19 protein-coding genes are annotated in these 25544 nt (G+C 56.4%); 15 read left to right on the forward strand and 4 right to left on the reverse strand.

The window, feature by feature from the left end:
• Positions 1–87: 87 nt before the first annotated feature.
• The 4 genes from ACONT6_RS08000 to ACONT6_RS08015 all read left to right on the forward strand — a co-directional run bounded on the left by ACONT6_RS08000 (position 88) and on the right by ACONT6_RS08015 (position 4218).
• The gene (locus tag ACONT6_RS08000; RefSeq protein ID WP_043316188.1) at positions 88–534 is read left to right on the forward strand and encodes a helix-turn-helix domain-containing protein; all 447 of its coding nucleotides are present in this window, start codon (positions 88–90) and stop codon (positions 532–534) included.
• Positions 535–667: 133 nt separating this feature from the next.
• Positions 668–1000 carry a preprotein translocase subunit YajC gene (gene yajC / locus ACONT6_RS08005; RefSeq protein WP_078083647.1) on the forward strand — a complete coding sequence of 111 codons (333 nt, stop codon included), beginning with the start codon at positions 668–670 and terminating at the stop codon, positions 998–1000.
• A gap of 148 nt (positions 1001–1148) precedes the next feature.
• Entirely contained in the window at positions 1149–2186 is a 1038-nt protein-coding gene (locus ACONT6_RS08010) for a D-cysteine desulfhydrase family protein (RefSeq protein ID WP_428821196.1), read from the forward strand.
• A gap of 415 nt (positions 2187–2601) precedes the next feature.
• Positions 2602–4218, forward strand: a complete 1617-nt coding sequence (locus tag ACONT6_RS08015; protein ID WP_428821197.1) for an alanine/glycine:cation symporter family protein — start codon at positions 2602–2604, stop codon at positions 4216–4218.
• A gap of 97 nt (positions 4219–4315) precedes the next feature.
• Here ACONT6_RS08015 and ACONT6_RS08020 read toward each other — a convergent pair whose 3' ends face one another.
• Positions 4316–5650, reverse strand: coding sequence for a glutamine synthetase family protein (locus ACONT6_RS08020; protein WP_078083649.1), 1335 nt, complete (start codon positions 5648–5650; stop codon positions 4316–4318).
• A 290-nt stretch (positions 5651–5940) separates the two neighbouring features.
• Between ACONT6_RS08020 and ACONT6_RS08025 the strand changes: the two genes are divergently transcribed.
• From ACONT6_RS08025 to cysB, 5 genes are all read left to right on the forward strand, one after another.
• Positions 5941–7248 (forward strand): NAD(P)/FAD-dependent oxidoreductase, encoded by a 1308-nt coding sequence (locus ACONT6_RS08025; RefSeq protein ID WP_428821198.1) that lies wholly within the window; start codon positions 5941–5943, stop codon positions 7246–7248.
• A gap of 122 nt (positions 7249–7370) precedes the next feature.
• Positions 7371–9737 carry a TonB-dependent receptor gene (locus tag ACONT6_RS08030; protein ID WP_428821199.1) on the forward strand — a complete coding sequence of 789 codons (2367 nt, stop codon included), beginning with the start codon at positions 7371–7373 and terminating at the stop codon, positions 9735–9737.
• Positions 9738–9859: 122 nt separating this feature from the next.
• A complete protein-coding gene (locus tag ACONT6_RS08035; RefSeq protein WP_428821200.1) occupies positions 9860–10540 on the forward strand; it encodes a TetR/AcrR family transcriptional regulator in 681 nt (226 codons plus the stop codon).
• 14 nt (positions 10541–10554) lie between these two features.
• The gene (locus ACONT6_RS08040; protein ID WP_428821201.1) at positions 10555–11478 is read left to right on the forward strand and encodes a 5'-nucleotidase; all 924 of its coding nucleotides are present in this window, start codon (positions 10555–10557) and stop codon (positions 11476–11478) included.
• Between the two features lie 252 nt (positions 11479–11730).
• A complete protein-coding gene (gene cysB, locus ACONT6_RS08045) occupies positions 11731–12705 on the forward strand; it encodes an HTH-type transcriptional regulator CysB (RefSeq protein WP_078083654.1) in 975 nt (324 codons plus the stop codon).
• Positions 12706–12808: 103 nt separating this feature from the next.
• Here the strand turns inward: cysB and ACONT6_RS08050 are convergent, their stop codons facing one another.
• The 3 genes from ACONT6_RS08050 to ppsR all read right to left on the reverse strand — a co-directional run bounded on the left by ACONT6_RS08050 (position 12809) and on the right by ppsR (position 15565).
• Complete coding sequence (locus ACONT6_RS08050) at positions 12809–13084, reverse strand: hypothetical protein (protein ID WP_428821202.1); 276 nt, start codon at positions 13082–13084, stop codon at positions 12809–12811.
• 149 nt (positions 13085–13233) lie between these two features.
• On the reverse strand, positions 13234–14565 hold the full coding sequence (pabB, locus tag ACONT6_RS08055; RefSeq protein ID WP_428821203.1) for an aminodeoxychorismate synthase component I: 1332 nt from the start codon (positions 14563–14565) through the stop codon (positions 13234–13236).
• A 136-nt stretch (positions 14566–14701) separates the two neighbouring features.
• Entirely contained in the window at positions 14702–15565 is an 864-nt protein-coding gene (ppsR, locus tag ACONT6_RS08060) for a posphoenolpyruvate synthetase regulatory kinase/phosphorylase PpsR (protein ID WP_428821204.1), read from the reverse strand.
• A gap of 293 nt (positions 15566–15858) precedes the next feature.
• Between ppsR and ppsA the strand changes: the two genes are divergently transcribed.
• The 6 genes from ppsA (at position 15859) to ACONT6_RS08090 (ending at position 25534) form a co-directional block, all read left to right on the forward strand.
• On the forward strand, positions 15859–18222 hold the full coding sequence (gene ppsA, locus ACONT6_RS08065) for a phosphoenolpyruvate synthase (protein ID WP_428821205.1): 2364 nt from the start codon (positions 15859–15861) through the stop codon (positions 18220–18222).
• A 601-nt stretch (positions 18223–18823) separates the two neighbouring features.
• Positions 18824–19354, forward strand: a complete 531-nt coding sequence (locus ACONT6_RS08070; protein WP_428821206.1) for a L,D-transpeptidase — start codon at positions 18824–18826, stop codon at positions 19352–19354.
• 174 nt (positions 19355–19528) lie between these two features.
• Positions 19529–20017, forward strand: coding sequence for a ribonuclease E activity regulator RraA (rraA, locus tag ACONT6_RS08075; protein WP_428821207.1), 489 nt, complete (start codon positions 19529–19531; stop codon positions 20015–20017).
• A 37-nt stretch (positions 20018–20054) separates the two neighbouring features.
• The gene (locus tag ACONT6_RS08080) at positions 20055–20861 is read left to right on the forward strand and encodes an EamA family transporter (protein ID WP_428821494.1); all 807 of its coding nucleotides are present in this window, start codon (positions 20055–20057) and stop codon (positions 20859–20861) included.
• Between the two features lie 125 nt (positions 20862–20986).
• Complete coding sequence (locus ACONT6_RS08085; RefSeq protein WP_428821208.1) at positions 20987–23239, forward strand: acyl-CoA dehydrogenase; 2253 nt, start codon at positions 20987–20989, stop codon at positions 23237–23239.
• 66 nt (positions 23240–23305) lie between these two features.
• A complete protein-coding gene (locus tag ACONT6_RS08090; RefSeq protein ID WP_428821209.1) occupies positions 23306–25534 on the forward strand; it encodes an acetyl-CoA hydrolase/transferase C-terminal domain-containing protein in 2229 nt (742 codons plus the stop codon).
• Positions 25535–25544 lie beyond the last annotated feature (10 nt).

A 25544-nucleotide genomic window follows, 5' to 3' on the forward strand; every position in this document is an offset into this window, starting at 1 on the left:
AATAGCTGGCAGTGGTAAATAGGGACTCGCAGGAAGCGGGCGTAGAACAATAACCGCGGCTCAAGGAACCCATCAAGGAGCAGCTCAATGAACCATATTCAGCCAGACCAAGCTTCGCTCTCAGAAGACAAACCCCTGCAGCAGGCAAGACTGTCCGGAGATCCGAACATTCTTGATCAGCTGCTGGCGCCGCCGGAGGCAACCAGCTTCGGTATCGCCGCTCGAGTCATCGACGTGCTGGAACAACGGATTGGAAAGGCATCTCTGGCCATTCGACCGGTGGCATCTGACCTCAGTATGTCCACCCGCACCTTGCAGCGTCGTCTGCAGGAGCACAATCTCAGTTTCGCCTCTCTGCGCGATCACGTTCGTTTCCGCCACGCAGTGCATTTCCTTAAGGATACTGCGCTTAGCGTTGATGGCATTTCCCGCATTCTGGATTTTTCCGACCGGACCAGTTTCACCAGCGCCTTCAAGCGTTGGACTGGAATGTCTCCCACTGGATATCGCAGACAGGTACGCCAGCGTTTTTAAGCGCGCCAGATATCAACCTCGCATCACGTAGTCCAGGGCCCCGGTAAACTCCGGTGCTCTGGATTGCCTCATTTTGTCAAAGCCGTTAGAGTTGGCCCCAGATTTTTCGACTGACTCTATCGAGGTTTAGACCATGGATTTCTTTATTCCTGCTGCAATGGCACAAGAGGCAGCTCCGGCTCCTCAGGGCAACCCGCTGATTACCCTGTTGATGTTCGGTGGCCTGTTTGTGTTTATGTGGCTGTTTATTATTCGTCCGCAGCGCAAGCGTCAGAAAGAGCACCAGGATCTGGTTGGCGCTCTGAAAAAGGGCGATGAAGTGGTAATGACCAGCGGTATGCTGGGACGTGTAGAAAAAGTAGATGATGACTACCTGATTCTGGAAGTGGCTGACAACATGAAGCTGAAGTTCCAGAAGGTTGCAGTGCATGCGGTACTGCCCAAAGGCACCATCAAGAATATCTGAGCCTGGTCGGTTGCCGGTGAGCTTTTCATTGGCGGCCCCTATGCAGATAGAAAACCCGGTACCCACATACCGGGTTTTTTTATGTCTCGTATTTTTTATCCTGCTAATGTAGTTACCCGATCGCGTTTCAGGAAAACAGGGGGATGGAGTGAACATTGAATATCCAGCGCGAGAGCGCCTGGCCAACTTGCCGACGCCACTGCAGCCGCTCGAAAGGATCAGCGAACATTTTTCTATGCCTTACGGCGGTCCAAAAATCTGGATCAAGCGGGACGACCTGACAGAGAGCGCAATGTCCGGCAACAAGCTGCGCAAGCTTGAATTCATCATTGCCGAGGCCCGCGCCAGGGGTTGCAATACGCTGATTACCTGCGGTGGCGAGCAGTCCAATCACTGCCGCGCAACGGCGCTGGCAGCTGCCAAGTGCGGACTTAAGGCGCACCTGATCTTACGTCAGGGTGCAGGCGCACGGGATGACACCGCCGTACCGGATGGCAACCTGCTGGTGGATTATCTCGCTGGTGCTGAGGTCTCGCTCTATCCATTGAGGGAGTATGTTGACCAGTTGCCCAATCTGTTTGAACACTGGACTGGAATCTATGAAAAGCAGGGGGACCGCGCACTGTGCATTCCCACCGGAGGTAGTGATGGTCTCGGTATCTGGGGTTACATCCAGGGGGCTCAGGAATTACTTGAGGATTGCCAGCGCGAAGGCTTTACCCCGGATCAGCTGATATGCGCCAGCGGTAGTGGAGGTACCCAGGCCGGACTGATTCTGGGTAGTCAGATCTTCGCTGAAGGCGTGCAGGTAACCGGTTATGCGGTGTGTGACAGCACTGAGTATTTTGTAAACAAGATACGCGAAGATGTAGAAGATTGGGCGCGGCGATATCAGCAACCACATCGCCTGGAAACGCAGCAGATTCAGGTTATTGATGATTACATCGGGCCTGGATATGCCATTGCCACAGAAGAAATTTACCAAACCATTGCTCTGGCCGCGCAGCTGGAAGGAATATTGCTGGATCCGGTCTACACCGGGAAGGCATTCCACGGCATGTTGCAGGACATAAAGGCCGGGCGCTATGCAGATTGTGAAAACCTGGTGTTTGTACACACCGGTGGACAGTTTGGGGTGTTTCCCCAGCGCACAGGATTTCGTAGTAGTTGGGCGGGCGCAGAGTAGGGTGGGGAGATCTGCACGGCAAAACCCGACGCGCGGGAGAGGAATATTTTTCCGTGACGGCGGTGTGTGCAGGAAATGATCGAAAAGATTTGCGACAGAATTGCCTGTTTTAGCAAAAAAATTAGAGAATTGTTTAAATCTTGGCAGAAATAAGGACTATGCTGCTGATGATTGGCGGATTACTGTTCTCTCCAGAATGAAGCTGCTAATCTGCCGTGCGCTGAATTACCCGGAACTTTCCTCTGTACTACCAGCGCGGAAGGGGTGATTCAGATTTTTCGGCGTTGCCCGGTTGTTGTTGTGCCCGAGCGCGGTGATATTGCAGGCAGGCTGGTGGAAAATTAATCAAAAATATAATGTTGTGGGGGTTGGTTTGGAATCATTCAATCAATTGTTGTTAACGCTGGACGGTTTTTTGGGGTCCGCGTTTTGGTTCCCTTATGTACTGTTGGCGGTTGGCTTTTTCTTCACCCTGTACCTGGGGTTTCCGCAAATCCGCTACTTTGGCCACGCGATCAAGATTGTCCGTGGTAAGTACGACAAGCCCGGTGATCCCGGTGATACTTCGCACTTCCAGGCGCTGTCTACGGCCCTGTCGGGCACGGTAGGTACCGGTAATATCGGCGGTGTGGGGCTCGCCATCTTCCTCGGTGGCCCGGCTGCACTGTTCTGGATGTGGGTGACCGCATTCCTCGGTATGACAACCAAGTTTGTCGAAGTAACCCTGTCCCACAAATACCGTATCAAGGCTGCGGATGGTTACTACGCGGGTGGCCCCATGTTCTACATGGAGCGCCGTCTGAACATGAAGTGGCTTGCGGTGCTCTTTGCAATCGCGACTGTGATCAGCTCCTTCGGCACCGGCAGCCTTCCGCAGGTCAACAATATTGCCCAGGCCATGTACGATACCTTCGGCCTCAGCAAAATGGTCACTGGCGGTGTACTGGCAATCTTGCTCGGCATGGTCATCATCGGCGGTATCACCCGTATCGCTAAGGTTACCTCTACCATCGTTCCCGTGATGGCGGCGCTGTACATTATCGGTGCACTGGCAGTCATCATTTATAACTACCAGAACATCATCCCGTCTTTTGCTGCGGTATTCTCCGGTGCATTCAACGGCAGTGCGGCCATGGGTGGATTCCTCGGTGCCAGCTTTGCCTATGCCTTTAACCGCGGTGTGAACCGCGGGCTCTTCTCAAACGAAGCAGGTCAGGGCTCTGCGCCGATTGCGCACGCCGCGGCACGTGCGGATGAGCCGGTGTCCGAGGGGATGGTTTCCCTGCTCGAGCCGTTTATCGACACCCTGATCATTTGTACCCTGACTGGCCTGGTGATCCTGTCTTCCGGTGTGTGGACGGAAAAACATATGAACCGGTTTGAGCGCGCGGACATGCGTGTGGTTGCCGGGGACTATACCGATAAAGATGAAGCCGACGTACGCCAGCTTTTCGGTTTCCTGAGTGGTCACGATAGCGATGTGCGCCCGTATACCGGCACTATTGTGGTTGCGGATGGTCAGGCTCTGAATACCAATGAATTCACCGTGATCAACTCCCGCTCTGTTGCCGAAGGTGTCGAGTTCCGGGTAGGGGACGACAACTTCTCGGGCGTGCTCAATGTGAATGACGGTCGTCTGGTAAATATGAATGTGGATGTGTGGGGTAACTCTCTGCTGCACTCGGTAGCGTTGACCAACCGCGCATTCCAGAAGGGGTTCTTTGGCGAGTACGGTAGTTACATCGTTACTCTGGGGATCTTGCTATTTGCCTTCTCTACGGCGATTGCGTGGTCCTATTATGGTGACCGCTCGATGATCTACCTGTTCGGGCCCAAGGCGGTGATGCCATATCGGCTCGTGTATGTTGTGGCCTTTTTCTGGGCCGCGATCGAAGACACTACGGTTATTTGGAACCTGTCTGCAGTCGCCATTGTATTGATGACGCTGCCAAACCTGTTCGGTATCTCGGTGCTCGCACGGGAGATGAAGGATACGGTCAAGGATTACTGGAAAGACCCGAGTCACAAGTAATCTTGTTTAACTGGCGAGTAGCCCGGGCCAAAAAGCCCGGGTATACGCCCATAAAAAAACCCGGCGATTGCCGGGTTTTTTTATAGCGGGCTAGATGTCAGACGTTGAGCAGCAGGTACTCTCGCTCCCAGGAGCTGATCACGCGGTTGAACTCTTCGTATTCATCGCGCTTGATGGCTGCCCATGCGCGCACGAAGGTATCGCCGAACATTTCCACCGCTTCGGGGCATTCCGCCAGCAGGCTCAGCGCATGTTCCTGGGTCCGCGGCAGGGTAATGGGCTCTGATGAGCAGTCGCCAGTGTAGGGTTCACTGGGTGTGACCTTGTTCATCATGCCCAGGTAGCCGCAAGCCAGGGAGGTGGCGATAGCCAGGTACGGGTTGCAGTCCGCGCCCGGGAAGCGGTTTTCAAGACGCTTCGCCTGGGGAGAGCTGTCTGGGACCCGCAGTCCGGTAGTGCGGTTGTCATAGCCCCAGTGCAGACTGGTTGGCGCTGCCATTTCCGGGGTGAAGCGACGGTAAGAGTTCACGTTCGGGGCAAAGAAGGTGATGAAGCCGGGAGTGTACTTCTGCATTCCGCCGATAAAGTGGCGGAAGCGTTCATTCTCTACACCGTCGTCATCGACAAAAATATTTTTGCCGGTCTTCGCATCCACGATGCTCTGGTGCAGGTGCAACGCGCTACCCGGCTCATCTTCCATCGGCTTGGCCATAAAGGTGGCGTAAATGCCGTGGCGCAGTGCGGTCTCGCGCACCGTGCGCTTGAAGGTGAAAACCTGGTCGGCGAGTTTCAGCGGGTCACCATGCAGGAAATTGATTTCCATCTGCGCGGTGCCGGACTCGTGAATCAGGGTATCTACATCCAGGCCCTGCGCTTCACAGAAGTCGTACATGTCCTCGATGATGGCCTCGTATTCGTTGGCCGCGTCGATGCTGTACGACTGGCGGGTCTTTTCCGTGCGCCCGGAGCGTCCCACCGGAGCAGAGAGCTTTTCGTCGGGATCGAGATTGCGTTTTACCAGATAGAATTCGACCTCTGGTGCAACAACCGGCTGCCAGCCCTGTTCGGCGTACTTGTCCAGCACAAACTTCAGGATGTTACGGGTGCTGATGGGGTGGGGCTGGCCGTCCCGGGTATAGCAGTCGTGGATAATCTGTGCCGTGGGCTCATTGGCCCAGGGGTTCAGGCGGATGGAGTCCGGGTCCGGCACAAGGAGCATGTCGGTGTCCGCCGGGTCTACCAGCTCGTTGTGCTCATCGACGTAGTCGCCGGTGACGGTCTGCACCAGAATACTTTCCGGCAGGCGGCTGTCTTCGGTGAGGAATTTATCGGTGGGGGTAAATTTGCCCCGCGCATTTCCGGACATGTCCGGTACCAGGCACTCGACCTCGGAAATGGAGTGTTCTGCGAGCCACTGGGTAATCTTATCCATGGTACACCTTGTTGATTAAAGGCCTTTATCCCCAAAATCGGGGTTCATGTGGGCCCGCTTACAGGCCCAAGTATATAACCCGCCTTCGCCACTTAAACCGGCAGTGAAGGGCGGGGCCGTGTCGTGGACCAGAGGGTCTTTCGGCACGTGGGCTTTGATTATGGCAAAAAACCGAATTATCATTCAAGAAATATTGAATAATGCTTCGGTTTTTCATGTTTTCGCTTTTTCAGGTCTCTCAGGGACCATCGAGAACGCCGTTGCCCATTTGTTTGTATCGGAGATTTTTCATGGCTGTTAACGGAACAGTAACCAAGTTACTTGGCCATACCGACTCATATTACGCTGCTAGTGCCAACCATGCGCCCGCTTATGGTGCGCTCGGCGGCGAGATTGAGGCGGACGTGTGCGTTATTGGTGCGGGCTACACCGGTCTGTCCTCTGCATTGCACCTCGCTGAGCAGGGCTACAAAGTGGTGGTGCTCGAAGCGGAGCGGGTCGGATGGGGTGCATCCGGGCGCAATGGTGGCCATGTGGGCGTGGGGCAGCGCAAGGGCCAGGAAGACCTGGAAAAAATGCTCGGCCTGGAAACCGCAAAATCCCTGTGGGATATGGGGATCGAAGCGGTGCAACTGGTAGAGAGCCTGATCCACAAGCACGATATCCAGTGCGACCTCAAGCGGGGCATCATGCACCTGGCGGCCAAGCCCAGTCACGATGCCGGCCTTAAAGAAGAGGTCGAGCTACTGAACGAGCGTTACGGCTACGACCAGATCCGCTACGCGGAGAAAGAGGAGGTTCGCTCTCTGGTGGGTTCTGAACGCTACTCTGGCGGGCAAATTGATTCAGGTTCACTGCATCTGCACCCGCTTAATTTTGCACTGGGGCTTGCGGCGGCAGCCGAGAAGGCCGGTGTACAGTTTTTTGAGCACAGCCGTGTCACTAGTTACACGGGTGGTAACCCCTGTGTGGTGAATACCGCCAAGGGCCGTGTGCGTGCGCGCAATGTATTGCTGGCCTGCAACGGTTACCTGGGTAATCTGGAGCCGCGAATGGCCGGTCGGATCATGCCGATCAATAATTTTGTGCTGGCAACGGAGCCGTTGCCCGAGGATCTGGCACGGGAATTGATAGCGAACGATTACGCGCTTCAAGACACGCTGTTTGTGATCAACTATTGGAAACTCTCCGGTGACAACCGGCTGGTTTTCGGCGGGGGAGAGAATTACACCTCCCGTTTCCCTCAAGATATTCGCGCTTTCGTGCGCAAATACATGCTGGAAGTCTACCCGCAGCTCGCCGATACCCGCATCGATTACGGATGGGGGGGAACGCTGGCGATCACCCTCAACCGGATGCCGAGTATCGGACGCCTGGAACCCAATGTTTATTACAGCCAAGGCTACTCCGGGCACGGGGTTCCGACCGCCACCTTCGCCGGGAAAATCATCTCGGAAGTGATTGCCGGTACCGAGGAAAGGTTTGATATATTGTCGCGTATTCCGACACGCAGTTTCCCCGGTGGAACACTGCTGCGTTGGCCAGGGCTGGTAGCGGGAATGCTCTATTACAGCTTGAAGGATAAGCTGGGCCGTTGAATAGAAAGTTGAATGATTGTTCGGTTTGTGGGATAACAGACCGGTCGCTTCAGTTACTGGGTCCGTCCTAAGTGGTATTGAATGGGCAGAAACCCGATAAAAATAACCTAAGGGGAGTAAAGATGACGCTATCAACACAGCCGCTTGTGGCCAAAAAGAACCTGCTCGCTACAACTATCGGTGCTGCCGTAATGGCTGTCAGTAGCGTAGCTGTGGCGGCAGATCAGATTGAAGAGGTGACTGTTACCGCGCAGATGCGTGCGGAGTCCCTGAAAGACGTACCCGCGGCGGTCACCGCATTTACCGGTGATACCGTTAAGAACAGCAACCTGAGCGATTTCAAGGACCTGTTTGCGCTCACCCCGGGCGTTTCCGGCGAGACCAACGATTCCTACTTCGACTCTGTTTCCGTGCGCGGTGTAAACAACAACAGCTTCGGTAGCGGCAGTGACCCGGCTCTGGGTATTTTCCTTGATGGCGTCTACCAGAGTCGCACCGGTGCCACCCCAAGCATGTACGACCTCGAGCGCGTAGAAGTGATCAAGGGCCCGCAGGGCACTCTGTTCGGCCGCAACACCGCTTCCGGTGCCATCTCCATGGTTTCCAGAAAGCCGGGTGAAGTATTTGCCGGCGACATCTCTGTGGGCGCCGGTCAGTACGGCCGCACCGAGCTGGAAGGTGGTGTCGACGTTCCGGTAAGCGAAGATTTCTCTGTGCGCATCTCCGGTAAGCATTTCTCTCAAGACGGTCACGTCGAGAACCTCACTACCGGTCGCGACCTGGGTGCCAGCGAACTGAACGCCGCGCGTATCACCGCGGTATACGACGCCACCGATGCCACGACTGTGACCCTGATGGCGCAGTACGAAGATCGCGAGAGCGACGGCACCATTTATCGCGCCTTCGACAACGATGCGGGTTACAACTACGACATCCCGGAAGGTGACTACGACCAGGTTTACAACGACGCCGATGGCCTCGACCAGTCCGAGATCGCCGACGTTGTACTGACCGTTGAGCACGAGTTCGCCGGTGGCAACACCCTGACTTCCATTACCGGTTACAAGTCGCACAAGTACTCCTACCGTGAAGACTTCGATGGCACTCCACAGCCGATCGATACCTACACTCGTGAGCAGACTGGCGATTTCTTCAGTCAGGAATTCCGTATTGCCTCCAACAGCAGCGGTCCGTTCAACTACGTGCTGGGCGCGTCTTACTACCAGGAAGAACTGGACGCGGACTTTGCTGGTATCGACAACGAAGACTTTATCTGTGACGGCATCTATGCGGACGAGTGGGAAGAGGGGCTCGACAGCTTCGTAACCTGTGACGCACTGCCGCAGGACGTCCTCGATGAAGCGTTTGGCTTTGAAGGAGATTCTTGGGAATACGCCACTGACAATCTGTCCATCGAAGCCGCTGACACTCTCGGCGACTACAAGGGCTGGGGCGTGTTTGCCAACACTACTTTTGACCTTTCTGAAGCCACCACACTGGGCTTCGGTGTACGTTACACCGAAGACCAGAAGACCTACGACGTGGTGTCTCCGTGGCCGGAAACCTGGACTGGTGGTTGGAACTACCAGGCCATGTACACCGACGAAGACGGTATCACCGGTGACAACACCTGGAGCAACGTATCTGGCCGCGCGACCCTGACTCATGTGATCAGCGATGAGCTGACCACCTACGCCAGCGTTGCAACCGGCTACAAATCCGGTGGTTTTGACTATCTGTCCTACCACATTACCGATCCGGCTTACGGCGACACCTATGAGAGCCAGGCCGACTGGCTGTGGGAGCAGGGCTACGAGGTCAATGCCAGCAATGCCGAGCCGAGCAAGTTCGACGAAGAAACGGTACTGTCATACGAGCTGGGTGTGAAGGCCCGCCTACTGGACAACCGTCTGGCGCTGAACGCAGCCGCGTTCCAGTATACCTACGACGACATGCAGCAGGCATTCTGGGTGGGTGCGGCAGCAATCACCCGAAACGTGGGTGAATCCGAAGGGCGCGGTCTGGAGGTCGACGCGCGCTGGTTGATTACCGACAACCTGGACCTGTACTGGGGTGCGGCGCTGCTGGATACGGAGTTCAGCGGCGCTCCGGAAGAGCTGTGTGATAGCTGTAACGGCAACGAAATGGCCTTTTCTCCGAAGTTCTCCTCCGCGACTGTGCTGACCTACACCCAGAGCACCAGCTTTGGTGAGCTTTCTTACTCTGGTGAATACACCTACACCGGAGAGCAGTGGTCCGAGCTGGAAAATACCGAGGCGGTAAAACTCGATGCCCGCAACGTGGTGAACCTGCGTGTGGCCCTGACCTCTCCGGAAGACAGCTGGACCGCAGGTATCTACGCCGAGAACCTGACTGGCGAAGAGTACTACCACTGGGGCTACGCAGATGCGCTGTACAACCTGCCGGCCACCAAAACCGATCCGTCTCGCGGTCGCGTTGTCGGCGTCAACCTGGATTACCGTTTCTGATCCATTTTCCTTTCATCTCACAGGTTGAGCAAAAAAGCCGGCTCCCAGAGCCGGCTTTTTTTGTTAATGAGTAGGCGGCCCATTTGTGATAAAAATGGCACTTCAGTGAAAAGGATTACGAAGTGTCGACTGCAGAACAGAATCGCCGCAAAAACCAGTTGTCGCCGCGTCGGGAGCCTGTCCAGGCCCGCGCCCGGGAAAGGGCTCGCCAGATACTGGATACCACCGGACGTCTGCTGGAGCAGGTGGGGCTAAATGACCTCACTACCATTCTGATTGCCAAGGAACTTGGTGTCTCGGTAGGTTCGGTCTACCACTACTTTCCCAACAAGCACGCCATCCTGTACGCCATGGGCGAGCAGTGGCTGGCGAGCCTGACCGAGCGTCTCGACGAGCTAGCCGCGAGTGAGCTGGAGCAGTTGAGCCTCAAGGAATTCCTCGATGACCTGTTGGAAAGGTGGGTGTCGGTCTATCGCGAGCAGCGCGGTCTGCTGCCGCTGGTGCAGGCCATGTGGGGGATCCCCGAGCTGCACGAGCTGGACGAGCGGCACGATGAACTGGTGATCAGCCATTTGATGGATATGTTCCGTCGCCTTGGTTTTACCTGTCCGGTCAATGAAACCAATCGCCTGGCCCGCGCCACCCTGGAAACCTGTCACGCGATGATGCTGGTGATTGTCAATCAGCAGGGCGTGCGCTCTGAGCGGACCCGCGCGGACCTGTTAAATATGTTGATGGTGTTGCTCGAGCCACATCGCAACGATGAAAAACCCTCCGGCCTCGACGATATCGAGGGCCCCTGATTTCTTGAATATCCATGAGTAGCAATCCGCACGTCACTGCTTCAGGCAGTAACAAGCTTATTATCGCGATCTCTTCGCGGGCACTGTTTGACCTCCGCGAGAGCCACCAGATCTACGAAGAGCAGGGGGTGGAGGCGTTTTCTGCCTACCAGGTCGAACGTGAAAACGATGTGTTACCCAAGGGTGAAGCTTTTTCACTGGTAGAGAAGTTTCTGCAGATCAACGAGCGGCTTCCCGGCGATCCCAGAGTCGAGGTCATCCTATTGTCCCGCAATAGCGCCGATACCGGACTGCGGGTGTTCAACTCTATTGAGCATTACGGGCTTAAAATAAGCCGCGCCGCCTTCTGCAATGGCGGCAGCCCTTATCGCTATATTGCCCCATTTGGTTGTCATCTGTTCCTGTCTACCGATGGCGGTGATGTGCGTCGCGCGCTGGAGCAGGGGATCGCCGCCGCGACCTTGATACCCGGTGGCGCCCGCGAGCGGGGCGACGAGGTGCTCCGTTTTGCATTTGACGGGGATGCCGTACTTTTTTCCGATGAGGCCGAGCAGATTTTCAAACGCGACGGCCTGGCAGCATTCACGACGGCCGAGCGCGCCTCCGCCCGGCAACCGCTGCAGGGTGGGCCTTTCAAGGGCTTTCTCGAAGCCCTGCAGCAGTTACAGGCTGAATTCCGCGCGGAAACCTGTCCTATCCGTACCGCACTGGTTACCGCGCGCTCCGCCCCTGCCCACGAACGGGTAATCCGTACCCTGCGGGCGTGGAATATCCGCATCGACGAATCCATTTTTCTCGGAGGCCTGCCCAAGGGCGAGTTTCTGCGTGCGTTTGGCGCCGATGTGTTTTTTGATGATCAGCCCAATCACTGTGCCTCTGCCGCGGCCCATGTGGCCACGGGTCACGTTCCCCATGGCATTGCCAACGTCGAAGAATAATCCCGCATATCACTGGCGAGAAATCCTCCGCCAGCTTTCGAATATTGACGCGTTGCTCCCCCCTAGAAGTCACTTTTAGTAACTTTTTATTTAATTTTTAGAGGTTGTTATAGCCTGTAGTTGGCCCGGCGGGCTTTTGCCTGCTATTCTTTTCCAGCATAAAGTCACTAAGTTTTTATAACCGTTGGCTGGCGTAAATTTGAGCGTTGCCGGATCATGGCACAGGCAGCCAGCAGTAGACAGGGAGAGGCTATGAAGCTGCAGCAGTTGCGTTATATCTGGGAAGTGGCGCATCACGACCTCAATGTTTCAGCCACGGCCCAGAGTCTGTTCACCTCACAGCCGGGGATCAGTAAGCAGATTCGCCTGCTTGAGGACGAGCTCGGTGTCGAAATTTTTGCCCGCAGTGGCAAGCACCTTACGCGGGTAACCCCGGCCGGGGAGGCCATCCTGAAGACCGCCGGCGAGATCATGCGCAAGGTGGAAAACATCAAGCAGGTGGCACAGGAATTCAGTAACGACAAGCGCGGCAGTCTTGCTATCGCTACTACCCACACCCAGGCGCGTTACGCGCTGCCACCCGTGATCAAGGGATTTATCGCCCGCTATCCTGAAGTGTCCCTGCATATGCATCAGGGTACGCCGATGCAGATTTCCGAAATGGCTGCCGATGGCACCGCCGATTTTGCGATCGCTACCGAGGCGCTGGAGCTGTTCAGTGATCTGGTAATGATGCCGGTATATCGCTGGAATCGCTGTATCCTGGTGCCGAAGGGGCATGAGCTAGCGCAATTACCCAAGCTCACCCTCGAAGATGTCGCCAAGTACCCGATTGTTACCTATGTTTTCGGCTTTACCGGGCGCTCCAAACTGGACGAAGCATTCCTCGAGAAGGGGCTTTCGCCGAAAGTGGTATTTACCGCGGCAGATGCGGATGTCATCAAGACGTATGTGCGCCTTGGCCTCGGCATTGGTATCGTGGCGGATATGGCAGCGGTGGAAGACGAGGATAGTGACCTGGTCGCACTGGATGCCAGCGAATTATTTGAAAGCAGTGTGACGAAAATCGGTTTCCGCAAGGGAATTTTCCTGCGCGGATTCATGTACGAGTTTATTCAGCAGTTTGCGCCACACCTGACCCGCGAACTGGTAGAGCAGGCAGCTCAAGCCTCATCCCGTGCAGAGGTTGACGAGCTCTTCTCGCATATCGACCTGCCTGTTTATTGATTTCTGGTCCGATTGACTGGCCTTGAAATACAGGCAAAGAAAACGCAAAAGCCCGGCTGAATAGCCGGGCTTTTGCGTTTGGGATATTGTGCGCTGATGGGTGTTACTGTTTGCTCAGCACTTCTTTCACGAACTTGAAATACACCGTATATACCTCGGGTTCCTTTCCTTCCTCTTCGACTACAAAGAAGGGGGCGCGCTGTACGTTCAAGCGCTGTGCAAGCTGCATACCGGGACTTTCCGGATCGCGCTCATCGGCGATCAGAATTTCGTCGAGAAACTTTTCCTGGTCATTTTCCTTGAGTTTCTGCTCGACGTCGTTGCACTTGGCGCACAGGGAGCCATCGGCAAGGACTTTTTTCACCAGAGTAATTCGCATGGGACGCTGCCTTATGATTCACGGCCCGACAATCTTTGCCGGGCAAAATCTGGAATGGGGATTGGCGCGGAATCTAGCAGAGTCCGGTTGGCGGTGGAAATATCGAAGGGCGATAGCTTTATAACCCGATTTGGGTTCACCCGAGATGATCAGGAAAAGCGCGCTTCCAGGGTCTCCAGCAGCAGTCGCACCTTGTCCAGGCATTCCCTGTGTTCCGCCTCGGGGTTGGAGTCCGCCACGATGCCACCGCCGGCGGCGCAGCTGATACGGCCATTGCTTGCGGTCAGCGTGCGGATGGCGATATTCGAATCGGCGCGTCCGCAGCTGCTGATATAGCCGATGCTGCCGCAGTACACGCCGCGCGGACTGCGCTCCAGTTCGCGGATGATTTGCATTGCCCGTCGCTTCGGCGCCCCGGTAATGGAGCCGCCGGGAAAGGTGGCTGCAAGCACGTCGGTGAACTCCATTTCTTCGGGGACCTGGCCGGTAATGGTGCTGACCAGGTGATGTACGTTGGTAAAACTCTGGAGTTCAAACAGAGAGGGAACCCGTACGCTGCCGCGCTGGCATACCTTGCCAAAGTCATTGCGCAGCAGGTCCACGATCATCAGGTTTTCCGCGCGGTCCTTGCGGCTTGCGCAAAGGGTGCGGGCGAGCTCCGCATCCCGGGCTTCGTCGGCGCTGCGGGGCGCTGTGCCCTTGATGGGTTCGGTTTGCAAGAAGTTGCCATCAGCGAGCACAAAGCGCTCGGGAGACAGGCTGAGAATCGAACCCTGTGGCATCGACAAATACGCCGAAAACGGGCCCGCGGCGACGTCCCGAAGGGCCAGATAGGCAGTGAGCGGACAGCCCTCGAAGTCGGCATCAAAGCGCTGGGTAAAGTTCGCCTGGTAGATGTCACCCGCGCGTATGTAGGCGAGGATTTTCTCGATATGCGCCTGGTACTCCGCCGCACTGAATTCGTGGCGAAAACTGGAGGTCAGCGAGAAAGACTCGCCGCGCGGTGGGCGGGACCAGTCGAGACTGCTGAAGCGCGCTTTCAGGTCGCGCATCTGCACGCTGGTGCATGCAGGATGGAATATCAGGTGGGTTGCCTGCAGCTGGTGATCGACGATCAGTGCCCAGGTATAGAGGCCGAAGTGGCCTGCCGGCAGTGCGGTAGTGCGTGTATCGGCGGGCAGAAAATTACCGCTGTTGCCCAGTTCATAGCCCGCGTAGCCGATGGCGCCGCCGCAGAATGGCAGTTGCTGATCCACGTCCTGAGGGGCCAGCTCACATAGCAGGTCGTCCAGCGCTTCGAAGGGCGCCGGGTCAGATGGCGATAGCGTGAGATTGTTGACCGGGTCGGCGCTCAGGATGTCAAAGCGTCCACCGCGGGGGCCCGATAAACCTGAGTCGAGCCACACCGGGTAGGGCATGTCTGCCAGGGCCGCAAAGGCAGCGCCGGTATTGGGGGAATAGGGCAGGGAAAGTATTTGCAAAACGTCAACCAAACTTCCGGGCGGGTTCACCGCACAGGTTCCATATCAGGCTGCCAGGGGCCGTCGCGCGGGCGGCAGGCAGTGCCGGCCTTGTGGGCGGCGCTACTTTACTCCAAAACCCGCTTCTAAAGAAAATTTAGTCGATTCTGCGCTCGATCCCGGCCTGGGACATTAATCGGGTGGCGAGTTCTTCAACCGACAGCTCCGTGGCATCCAGGTAGGGAATCTGGGCCCGGCGCAGAATCTGTTCAACCTGGCGGACCTCGAATTCGCACTGTTCGGGCGAGGCATAGCGGCTATTGGCCCGGCGCTCCTGACGGATACTCATCAGTCGCCGCGGATCGATGGTGAGGCCGAACAGTTTGTGCCGGTAGGGACGCAGTATCTTGGGCAGTGCGGTGGAATCCATGTCCTCTTCAGTGATCGGGTAATTGGCAGCGCGCAAGCCGAACTGCAGTGCCAGATACAGGCAGGTCGGTGTCTTGCCGGAGCGGGATACGCCCACGAGAATGATGTCTGCACTTTCAAATTCCCGTGTGCGACGTCCATCATCGTTGTCCATGGCGAAATGGACCGCGTCGATACGTGCCGAGTAGCGTCGATCATCGGCAATACCGTGGGATACACCCACAGTGCGCACGGGGTCCGTGCCAAACAGGTTGGCCAGTGGCGCGAGATAGCTTTCGAACACGTCCAGCATCAGGGCCGAGCTCTGGTGTAGCTGCTTGCGAATCTTTTCGGACACGATACTGGTGATGATGATGGGTTGCAGGCCCGACTCCTCGGCCGCACGCTCAATGCGTTGCAGCACCTGGTTAACGCGCGCATCGGAGTCCACATAGGGCACGGTGACCTGTTCTACCGGTTGATCGCGGAATTGCGCGAGCAGGCTGTGGCCGATGCCCTCTACCGTAAGGCCGGTGCCATCGGAAATAAAAAACGCGGTGCGTTTTCGGGTTCCCGGATTCGCTGACGGGTTGTTTTGCAGGGAGTTGTTCATAGGCTCGGTATCTGTTTTGACAGGCACATGGATGTCGCGAATGGTATCCCATTCGTCTACAGAATTGGCAGTACGATTGACTTGTAGGCGATTGGCGCAGCCATTTTTCGTGGTAATTCGACCCGGCGTTTCCCCGGGGATTCGATTCAGCGTAATTCAATACCGGTAGGCGTGTAATTCTGTAGAAAAATTACAACAGAAATAGGGGCTTTTTATGGGTTTTTGCGGGGTATTATTTACAAAACCCTTCCTTATAATCTGGCGCCTGAACAGCAGTTGCAGAGGGCAGCCCATTGACCACTTACACTCTCGAATTCGCGAAGCTGGGTATGGCAGACGTCGACAAGGTCGGCGGTAAGAATGCATCGCTGGGAGAGATGATCTCCTCCCTCGCTGGCGCGGGCGTCAGCGTGCCGGGTGGCTTTGCCACCACTGCGGATGCATTCCGTGAATTCCTGTCCAGTGCCCAGCTGGACACCCGTATCGCAGAGCGGCTGAAGAGTCTGGATGTCGACGACGTGACCGCTCTGGCCGCTGCTGGGGAAGAAATTCGCCAATGGTTGCTCGATGCGCCTTTCCCCAGCCAGCTTGAGAGCGAGATCCGTGCGGGCTATGAGGCACTGGGCGGCGGTGAAACCTCTGTGGCAGTGCGTTCCTCGGCGACGGCAGAAGATCTCCCCGATGCCTCTTTCGCGGGCCAGCAGGAAACTTTCCTGAATATCCGCGGCATCGACGCAGTTCTCGAAGCGGTCAAGGAAGTATTTGCATCCCTCTACAACGACCGCGCTATCGCTTACCGGGTACATACCGGCTACGCGGATGTAGGTGTTGCCCTGTCTGCGGGTATCCAGCATATGGTGCGCAGTGAAACCGGCGCTTCCGGCGTAATGTTTACCCTCGACACCGAGAGCGGTTTCCGCGATGTCATTTTCGTAACGGCTGCCTACGGCCTCGGTGAAACCGTGGTGCAGGGGGCAGTAAACCCGGACGAATTCTATCTGTACAAGCCGGCGCTGGAGGCGGGCCGACCGGCCATTTTGCGCCGCAACCGCGGTAGCAAGGCCATCAAGATGGTCTACGACGAGAGTGGCGAGTGCGGCCGCTCGGTGAAGACCGTGCAGGTGGCAGAAGAGGATCGCCTGCGCTTTGCGCTGACCGATGAGGAGCTCACCGAGCTGGCTAATCAGGCGCGCAAAATCGAGGATCACTACCAGCGTCCCATGGATATCGAATGGGCCAAAGACGGTGATACCGGCAAGCTGTTTATTGTCCAGGCGCGGCCGGAAACCGTGCGTTCCCGGGACACCGGTACCAGCATCGAACGCTACAAGCTGCACGAACGCAGCGACATCCTGTGTGAAGGCCGTGCGATCGGCCAGCGTATTGGCGCGGGCAAGGTCCGTGTACTCGATTCCGTCGAGGATATGGCCAAGATGCAGGATGGCGAGGTACTGGTCACCGATATGACCGACCCGGACTGGGAGCCGGTGCTGAAAAAGGCCAGCGCTATTGTCACCAATCGCGGCGGCCGTACCTGTCACGCAGCGATCATTGCCCGTGAGCTGGGAATCCCGGCGGTGGTGGGCTGCGGTGACGCCACCGAAAAGCTGTCTACCGGTACCCCGGTGACCGTGAGCTGTGCGGAAGGGGATACCGGGTTTGTGATGTCCGGTGAACTGGATTTTGAGCGCTCTCTGACCGAAGTTCAGGACATGCCGGAACTGCCGTTCAAGATCATGCTCAACGTGGGCAACCCGGATCGCGCGTTTGCGTTCAGCAATCTGCCCAACCAGGGTGTTGGCCTGGCGCGTCTGGAGTTCATCCTGAATCGCATGATCGGTATTCACCCGAAGGCGCTGCTCGAGCTGGATCGCCTGCCGATCGACCTGCAGAAGAACATCCGCAACCGCATCGGTGGTTACGCTTCGCCGGAAGACTTCATCGTGGAAAAGCTGGTGGAGGGGATTTCGACCCTTGCCGCAGCGTTTGCCCCGAACCGTGCCATCGTGCGTCTGTCGGACTTCAAGTCCAACGAATACGCGCACCTGGTCGGCGGTCAGATGTACGAGCCAAGCGAAGAAAACCCCATGCTCGGTTTCCGCGGTGCGGCCCGCTATCGCTCCAAGGACTTCCGCCAGTGCTTTGCCCTCGAGTGCAAGGCGCTGAAAAAAGTTCGCGACGAAATGGGACTCACCAATGTAGAGATCATGGTGCCCTTCGTACGCACTCCGGACGAGGCCCGTCAGGTAGTGGAGCTACTGGAGCAGAATGGCCTCAAGCGCGGTGAAAACGGGCTCAAGGTCATCATGATGTGTGAGCTTCCGTCCAACGCATTGCTGGCCGATGAGTTCCTGCAGTACTTTGATGGATTCTCCATCGGTTCAAACGACCTGACCCAGCTGACTCTTGGGCTGGACCGGGATTCTGGTTTGGTAGCGGATCTGTTTGATGAACGGGATCCCGCGGTAAAAATGCTCCTGTCCCGTGCCATTCAGGCGTGTAAAAAGGCAGGAAAATACGTGGGCATTTGTGGCCAGGGGCCATCCGATCACAAAGATTTTGCCCAGTGGCTGATGGAAGAGGGGATCGACAGCGTCTCCCTGAACCCGGATACCGCCGTAGATACCTGGCTGTACCTCGCCAATCAGAAGGTGTAACACAAAGAGAAAAGACAAGGCGCTATCCAAAGCGCAGACCAGCCCGAGTCAATAAGTACAGATTTTTTGTCCCGGGCTGCCTTGACTCCGAAAAAAGCGACCATTTTGGTCGCTTTTTTTGTGCATGTAGCAGAAATATTTTTCTATTCATCACGCCATATCGACGAACACATCATCGCCGGCCATTCAGCCACGATCTTGTGACCCCTTGCTCGGCACCTTAAGACGATTGCCATTTTCCATAAAAGTGTCACCTCCCCATATAAATCAATCTAAGCGCCCATCCCCCGGTCAATAGAATCGAACATGCACCCCGGGTTCCGAGTCGGTTTCGGGGTTGCCGCTGGACATGGATTCCAGAGAAGTCGGGTTCTCAAAAACTTCCCTATGGGTTTCTGAAAATCCGGTTTTAAAAGGATCTGATTGATGTACTGATTGAGGTGTTGCTATGCAAACAAGTCTGTCATCCACGCGAACCAGAAGCCTGTCTGATCGGCCGGCGCAGCTGATACAGTGTGGCGAAACATCAAGCCAGGGGGAGAATGCAGGCGCAGTAGCAGCTGTATCATCGCCCCTCAGTCGAAACCTTATCGGCGTCTTGATGCTCTTTACCGCGTTACTCTTTGGCGGTCTCTGGCCATCACTTGCCGACGCGCACACCGGTGCCAACTGGTTTGATGATCAGGCAGCGATGAATTCTTCCGGATCTCCCTCGATACGTATCAATCTCTCTGAGCAGAAAGCTTACTTTTACAAAGGTGGTCGATTAGTGGGCGTATCGCTGGTGTCATCCGGCAAGCAGGGCTTCCGCACCAGCCCAGGGAAATTCCGCGTATTGGCCAAGCGGCCGAATCACCGCTCCAGTATCTACGGCAGTTTCGTCGACCGTAATACAGGGCGCGTAGTGAAGGCGGATGTCGATACCCGCAAGCATCGCCGTCCTCCGGGCACTTACTATCGCGGTGCAAAAATGAACCACTACATCCGTTTCAATGGGGGTATTGGGTTGCATGCATCGGGTCATGTGCCCCGTTATCCTGCTTCCCACGGCTGTGTGAGAATGCCGCCGCATATGGCTCGTAAATTCTTCCAGTATTCACGTGTCGGTATGCCCGTTACCGTGAGTTACTGAGACCAGTTGGCAAGCCCGCTTGTCCGCAGTTTGCATAGGGGCAAGCCATTTACCGGGTACTATCCATTGGGATAATACCCGGTATTTTTGTGTTTGGGCTGTGACTGAGGTGGTGGGCGGCTATTATCGCGGGCGCTGCAGTGTTTTATTTCCCCATAGCCTCAGGAGCCCGCAATGACTTCCAATACTATTTCCACCCCGGATCTCTGCGATGAGTTTGAAGCCCTTGTACAGGTCGTTGAACCCATGTTCGTCAACTACGGCGGTCGCGAGCAATTTGGCGGGCAGATCGTCACCATAAAGTGCTTCGAGGACAACTCGCTGGTGCGTGAGCTGGTCGCCGAACCCGGGGAGGGCAAGGTCCTGGTGGTGGATGCCGGCGGCTCCATGCGGCGAGCCTGTCTGGGGGATATGTTGGCGGAAAAAGCCGTCGCCAACGGCTGGGCTGGCATCTTGATGTACGGGTGCATTCGCGATGTGGATGCGATTTCTGAGCTAGAGTTAGGAGTACAGGCGCTCGGAAGTCATCCCATGAAGACCGAAAAAAAAGGGATCGGGGAACGCGATATCGCAGTGACTTTCGGCGGCGTTACCTTTAATCCTGGAGAGTATTTGTACGCCGATAATAACGGTGTGATAGTTTCTCCCCAATCGCTTATGTAAATTGGTCATATCCGAAACGTTCCTTTTTGCGCTGGTCTTGCTGTCTGCGCTTGCGCACGCCGTATGGAATGCGGTGGTCAAACACAGTGAAGAAGGCTTCCTGCAGCTGGCAATGATACGTAGTGTCGGCCTGCTCGTAGGAGCCGCCCTTGCGACCCAGTTGCCGTTGCCCGGTAAGGCGGCGCTCGGGTTTTTACTGGGTGGCGCTTTTTTCCAGTACCTCTACTTCTTCTTGCTGTCCCGGTCCTATAAAGCGCTGGATTACGGTACCGCTTACCCTATAGCCCGCGGCGTTACGCCACTGATGGTCGCCACGGCAGCACTGTTATTCCTTGACGAATCCCTCGAGCCATTGCAATTGACCGGTATTTTGCTGGTTACCTGCGGCATATTCGGCCTGGTGATGAAAGAGTTGAAAGTGGGGCGGATGGGTATTCTTTATTCTGTAGGTACCGGAATCGCGATCACGGGCTACACGACCATTGGTGCGGCCGGTGTGCGCAGTGTTGCCAATCCGTTGAGCTATGTGGCGTGGCTCGAGATTTTGTCTGGCGGTGGGATAATCCTTGCCGTGTTTCTGACGCGTCCGCTAAAAGGGTTTGCCTTCGCACGCGCCAATTTTCTGCGCAGCTCCCTGTCAGGAATGCTGGCCACCGGCGGATTTGGCATTGCGCTGTGGGCTACATCCATGATGCCCGTAGCCGCAGTGGCCGCCACCCGGGAGGTAAGCATCCTGTTTGCTTCCATCATTTCCGTCGTCTTGCTCAACGAGCGTTTTTCCCGGCAGCGGATTGTCGCCGCATTGATAATTTTCTGCGGCATTGGCACTCTGGCATTCGCCTGAACACCAATAATCGCTTCCTATTGCCTATAGTTTCAGGCAAACCACTCTCATCAGTCCGCCTGTACAGGCTAGACATCTGTAGCATCGCGAACAGCCAAAATATTTTGAGCCAACAAGGATAAATAATGAGTAGCCTGCGCCAGAAATGGATTACCGCGCCGTTGTTGAACTGGATTAAAAAGGTCCTGCCCCCAATCTCCGATACCGAGCGAGAAGCCATGGAGGCCGGTGAGGTCTGGTGGGATGCCCAATTGTTGTCTGGCAAGCCGGACTGGGATCAGTTACTGGATATGGGCCCGCCGGAGCTCACCGAGGCAGAGCAGGCATTTGTCGATGGCCCAGTGGAAGAGCTCTGCCAGATGGTGGACGACTGGAAGATCTCCTACGAAGATCATGATATTTCCCCGGAGATATGGGAATTTCTCAAGAAAAATCGCTTCTTTGGCATCATCATTCCCGAAGAGTTTGGCGGGCTCGGATTCTCGCCAACCGCACACGCGCAAATCGTCACCAAAATTTCGACCCGCAGCACCAGCGTGGGGGTTACCGTCATGGTGCCCAACTCGCTCGGTCCCGGCGAGCTGCTGATGGCCCACGGCACTGACGAGCAGAAGAAACACTATCTACCGCGGCTTGCGGACGGGCGCGATATTCCCTGTTTCGGATTGACCAGCCCCGAGGCGGGTTCCGACGCTGCGGCCATGGTGGACGCCGGGGTGGTCTGTTATCAGGAGTACAACGGCGAAAAAACCCTGGGGATGCGTGTCAATTGGCACAAGCGCTATATCACCCTCGGACCCGTGGCTACCGTGCTGGGCCTGGCGTTCAAACTCTACGATCCCGACCATATCCTCGGTGATACCGAGGAGCTGGGTATTACGGTGGCCCTAGTACCGACGGACACACCGGGAGTGACCATCGGCCAGCGGCACATACCCGCCATGCAGGCATTTATGAACGGTCCCAACTGGGGCAAAGATGTGTTCATTCCCATGGACTGGATTATCGGGGGCCAGGAAAACATCGGCCATGGCTGGCATATGCTGATGAGCGCACTGGCTGCGGGGCGCGGTATCTCGCTGCCGTCCCTGTCCACCGGCGGTGCCAAACTTGCCGCGCGCACCACCGGTGCTTACTCACATATCCGTGAACAGTTCGGGATCCCAATCGGAAAATTCGAAGGCGTGCAGCGACGTCTCGCGGAAATTGCGTCTATTGCCTACGTGCTCGATTCCGCCCACAAAACCACCACTCGGGCCCTGGACAAGGGACTCAAGCCCGCGGTGGTGTCGGCGATCATGAAGGCACACGCGACCTTCGGCCTGCGCCAGGCGGTTAACGACGCTATGGATATTCACGCGGGCAAGGCGATCATCGATGGGCCGCTGAACTATCTGGGCAATGTGTATCGCGCGGTCCCCGTGGCGATTACGGTGGAGGGCGCCAATATTCTCACGCGCAGCCTGATGATCTTCGGCCAGGGGGCAATCCGCTGCCATCCCTACCTGCTGCAGGAAATGGAGGCTGCCACCAATCCGGACAAAGATCAGGGGGTGAAAGAGCTGGACGCGCTGCTTCCCAAGCATGCATTTTTCCAGCTGAAAACCTTCTGTCGCGCGGTGTTCCACGGCTGGACCGGCGGGCTTTTCGCGAGCAGCCCCAGAGGCGTTGGCGAGGCAGCAAAATACTACCGCCAGATGAACCGTTATTCAGCGGTTTTGACTCTGGTAACGGAAATTTCCCTGTTATCCCTGGGGGGCGAACTAAAGCGAAAAGAAATGATCTCTGCACGTCTCGGTGATGTGCTCAGTGAACTCTACCTGATGAGTTCCACACTGAAACGCTTCAAGGATGATGGCAGTCCTCAACAGGATCGTCCGCTGCTCGAATTTGCCATGCGTGCTGGATTCCACAATATCGAGGTGAGCCTGATTGAGGTGTTCCACAACTTCCCGATCCGTTTTGTCGGCCAGCTGATGCATTTCCTCACTATGCCCTGGGGCCATAGTATCCGTGCCGCCTCGGATCGCCAGGCGCGCGCCTGTGCCAACCTGATTATGGTGCCGTCGGAAACGCGGGATCGTCTGACCAAGGGGGTATTCCCTGGCAATTCCGGCGATGGTATTGATATCGTTGAGCAGGCATTTCTAAGCAGCCATGAAACTGAAGCAATTCGCGAGAAGATGAAGAAGGGCGGTTTGCGTGCACTGAATGACAACGCCATCGATCAGGCGCTTTCTGACAAGCTGATTTCCGAAGAGGAAGCGGAGAAAATTCGGAAGACTTCCGAGTTGGTCAACAAGGCGATTCAGGTGGATCACTTCGAGTCTCTGCCCAGCATGTCACCGGAGCGCGGATCTGAAGATACCCTGCAATAGGCCGGTGGCGATTGATTACCGCCACGTATTCGCGATGACAGACTTCTGGAGCGGGAGCGAGAGGCAATGACAAAACCGGGTACATTCGATACGGCTGAAGCCTGCGTAGACGCCGTATTGGAAAAGGTCGGCAAGCGGATTGTGCTCGGGTTGCCGCTGGGCATCGGTAAAGCGAACCATTTCGCCAATGCCATGTACGCCCGTGCCGAACAGGACCCGGAGATTTCCCTCACCATATTCACCGCGCTGACGCTGGAGCGTCCCTCCGGCGGCAGTGAGCTGCAGCGTCGGTTTGTTCAGCCCCTGCTGGATCGCCTCTACTCGGACTATCAGGATCTGGCGTACAACCAGGCACGACGCAAGGGTTTGTTGCCGTCAAATGTGGAGGTGTGTGAGTTTTTTATGCAGCCGGGTAGTTTTCTCGGTGTGGCATCCGCCCAGCAGAGTTATGTCAGTGCCAATTACACCCATGTGCCGCGGGACTTGCTGGATCGCGGGGTAAATGTGGTGGCACAGATGGTTGCGCCCGCCACGGATGACAGTATGGATCTCAGCCTGAGCAGTAACCCGGACCTCACACTGCCATTACTGGCGCTGGCCGAAGAGCGCAAATACCGGCATATCACGATGGTGGGTGAAGTGAACCCCAGGCTGCCGTTTGTTGGTGGTGACGCTCGTGTGGATCACGGAATGTTCGACTTCCTGCTCGAGGGTGAGCTATTCGAACACGAGATTTTCCCGGCCCCCAATCCTCCTGTAAGACTGACCGACTACGCACTGGCATTTCATATTGCTGGCTTGATTGAGGATGGCGGCACGCTGCAGATCGGTATCGGCGCGCTGGGTGACGCTATCTGCCATGTGCTACGGCTGCGCCACAGCGAAAATCCGGATTACCGGGATATCCTGCAGTCCCTCAATGAGGACAAGGCGCGCGAGCTGTACCGTGAGCCGCTACAGCTCGGCGTATTCGACCGGGGACTGTACGGGGCCAGCGAGATGGTTCCGGAGGGGTTTCTGCATCTGCGGCAGGCCGGCGTGCTCAAGCGGCAGGTGTATGCGGACAAGACGATTCAGGAGCTGCTCAACACAGGACGCATTGGCGATACCGTCGATGAGGACCTGTTGATGGCATTGCACGATGCTGGCCGAATCCAGTGTCCGCTCACCGAGGCGGATACCGAATTTCTGCAGGGCGCCGGTATCGTGGATCCCAGCTACAGCTGGCGAGGCCATCGCTTTCTGGACCAGCACGGCGAATTGGAGGATTGCGACCTGCACAGCAGTACCGGCCGCAAGAAGCTGCTCGGTAGTTGCGCCGGGAAAAAGCTTGCGGGAGGCACCTGGCTGCACGGAGGGTTCTACCTGGGATCGAGTGCCATGTACAACGCATTGCGTGAAATGCCCGAGTCCCAGATGGCTGGAATCAACATGACCGCCATCGATTACATCAACGAGCTGCAGAAGGGACGTGCGCTGAAAATTGCGCAGCGCCAGCACGCGCGGTTCGTCAATTCGGCAATGATGGTGACCCTAAACGGCGCCGTGATTTCCGATGGGCTGGATGACGCCCGGGTGATCAGCGGCGTGGGCGGCCAGTACAATTTTGTAGCGCAGGCCCACGAGTTACCCGGTGGCCGTTCGGTAATTGCTCTCGCCAGCACCCGTCACCAGGGCGGGCGCATTCGCAGCAATATTCTGTGGGAGTACCCCCATTGCACCATTCCCCGCCATCTGCGGGATATGGTGGCAACGGAATACGGGGTGGCAGACTTGCGCGGGAAATCCGACCGGGATGTGATCACCGCAATGCTGTGTATTACCGATTCCCGGTTCCAACAGGAATTACTGGGTAAAGCCAAGGACGCTGGCAAGGTTGAGGCCTCTTACGAAATTCCCGAGGCGTTCGCCAACAATACACCTGAGCGGATTCAGGCAGTATTTTCCCAGGGGCACCGACTGAAGCTTCTGCCTTACTATCCGCTTGGTACGGACCTGACCTACGAAGAGGCGCAGCTGGCGATTGCGCTCAAAGCGGTGAAGGAAGAGGGGCGTAAGATCTGGGAACTGTGGCCGATTCTGCGCAAGGGGCTGGTCGCGGTCAAAAGTGATGCGCCGGAGTATCGTGAAGTGCATGCCTGCCTGAAACGCATGGCGTTCGGATATACCGACACCTTCGAGCACCGGCTGGAGGCGTATGTTGTCGCTGGATCCCTGATCCGATTCCTGGATAAGAAGCGGCCGCTTGGCAATGTGGCCGATGCCGACGGGAACCGCCCGGATATCCCCCTCTGAATTCGGTCAT

It is taken from the genome of Microbulbifer sp. MCCC 1A16149, from assembly GCF_050368945.1.
GTDB lineage: Bacteria > Pseudomonadota > Gammaproteobacteria > Pseudomonadales > Cellvibrionaceae > Microbulbifer.

What these genes read in the sequence shown, in the direction of transcription:
- ACONT6_RS08000 (WP_043316188.1), top strand. Translation starts at nt 88, where the DNA reads ATGAACCATATTCAGCCAGACCAAGCTTCGCTCTCAGAAGACAAACCC.
- yajC (WP_078083647.1), top strand. Translation starts at nt 668, where the DNA reads ATGGATTTCTTTATTCCTGCTGCAATGGCACAAGAGGCAGCTCCGGCT.
- ACONT6_RS08020 (WP_078083649.1), bottom strand. Translation starts at nt 5,650, where the DNA reads ATGGATAAGATTACCCAGTGGCTCGCAGAACACTCCATTTCCGAGGTC.
- ACONT6_RS08025 (WP_428821198.1), top strand. Translation starts at nt 5,941, where the DNA reads ATGGCTGTTAACGGAACAGTAACCAAGTTACTTGGCCATACCGACTCA.
- ACONT6_RS08030 (WP_428821199.1), top strand. Translation starts at nt 7,371, where the DNA reads ATGACGCTATCAACACAGCCGCTTGTGGCCAAAAAGAACCTGCTCGCT.
- ACONT6_RS08040 (WP_428821201.1), top strand. Translation starts at nt 10,555, where the DNA reads ATGAGTAGCAATCCGCACGTCACTGCTTCAGGCAGTAACAAGCTTATT.
- cysB (WP_078083654.1), top strand. Translation starts at nt 11,731, where the DNA reads ATGAAGCTGCAGCAGTTGCGTTATATCTGGGAAGTGGCGCATCACGAC.
- ACONT6_RS08050 (WP_428821202.1), bottom strand. Translation starts at nt 13,084, where the DNA reads ATGCGAATTACTCTGGTGAAAAAAGTCCTTGCCGATGGCTCCCTGTGC.
- ppsR (WP_428821204.1), bottom strand. Translation starts at nt 15,565, where the DNA reads ATGAACAACTCCCTGCAAAACAACCCGTCAGCGAATCCGGGAACCCGA.
- ACONT6_RS08070 (WP_428821206.1), top strand. Translation starts at nt 18,824, where the DNA reads ATGCTCTTTACCGCGTTACTCTTTGGCGGTCTCTGGCCATCACTTGCC.
- rraA (WP_428821207.1), top strand. Translation starts at nt 19,529, where the DNA reads ATGACTTCCAATACTATTTCCACCCCGGATCTCTGCGATGAGTTTGAA.
- ACONT6_RS08085 (WP_428821208.1), top strand. Translation starts at nt 20,987, where the DNA reads ATGAGTAGCCTGCGCCAGAAATGGATTACCGCGCCGTTGTTGAACTGG.
- ACONT6_RS08090 (WP_428821209.1), top strand. Translation starts at nt 23,306, where the DNA reads ATGACAAAACCGGGTACATTCGATACGGCTGAAGCCTGCGTAGACGCC.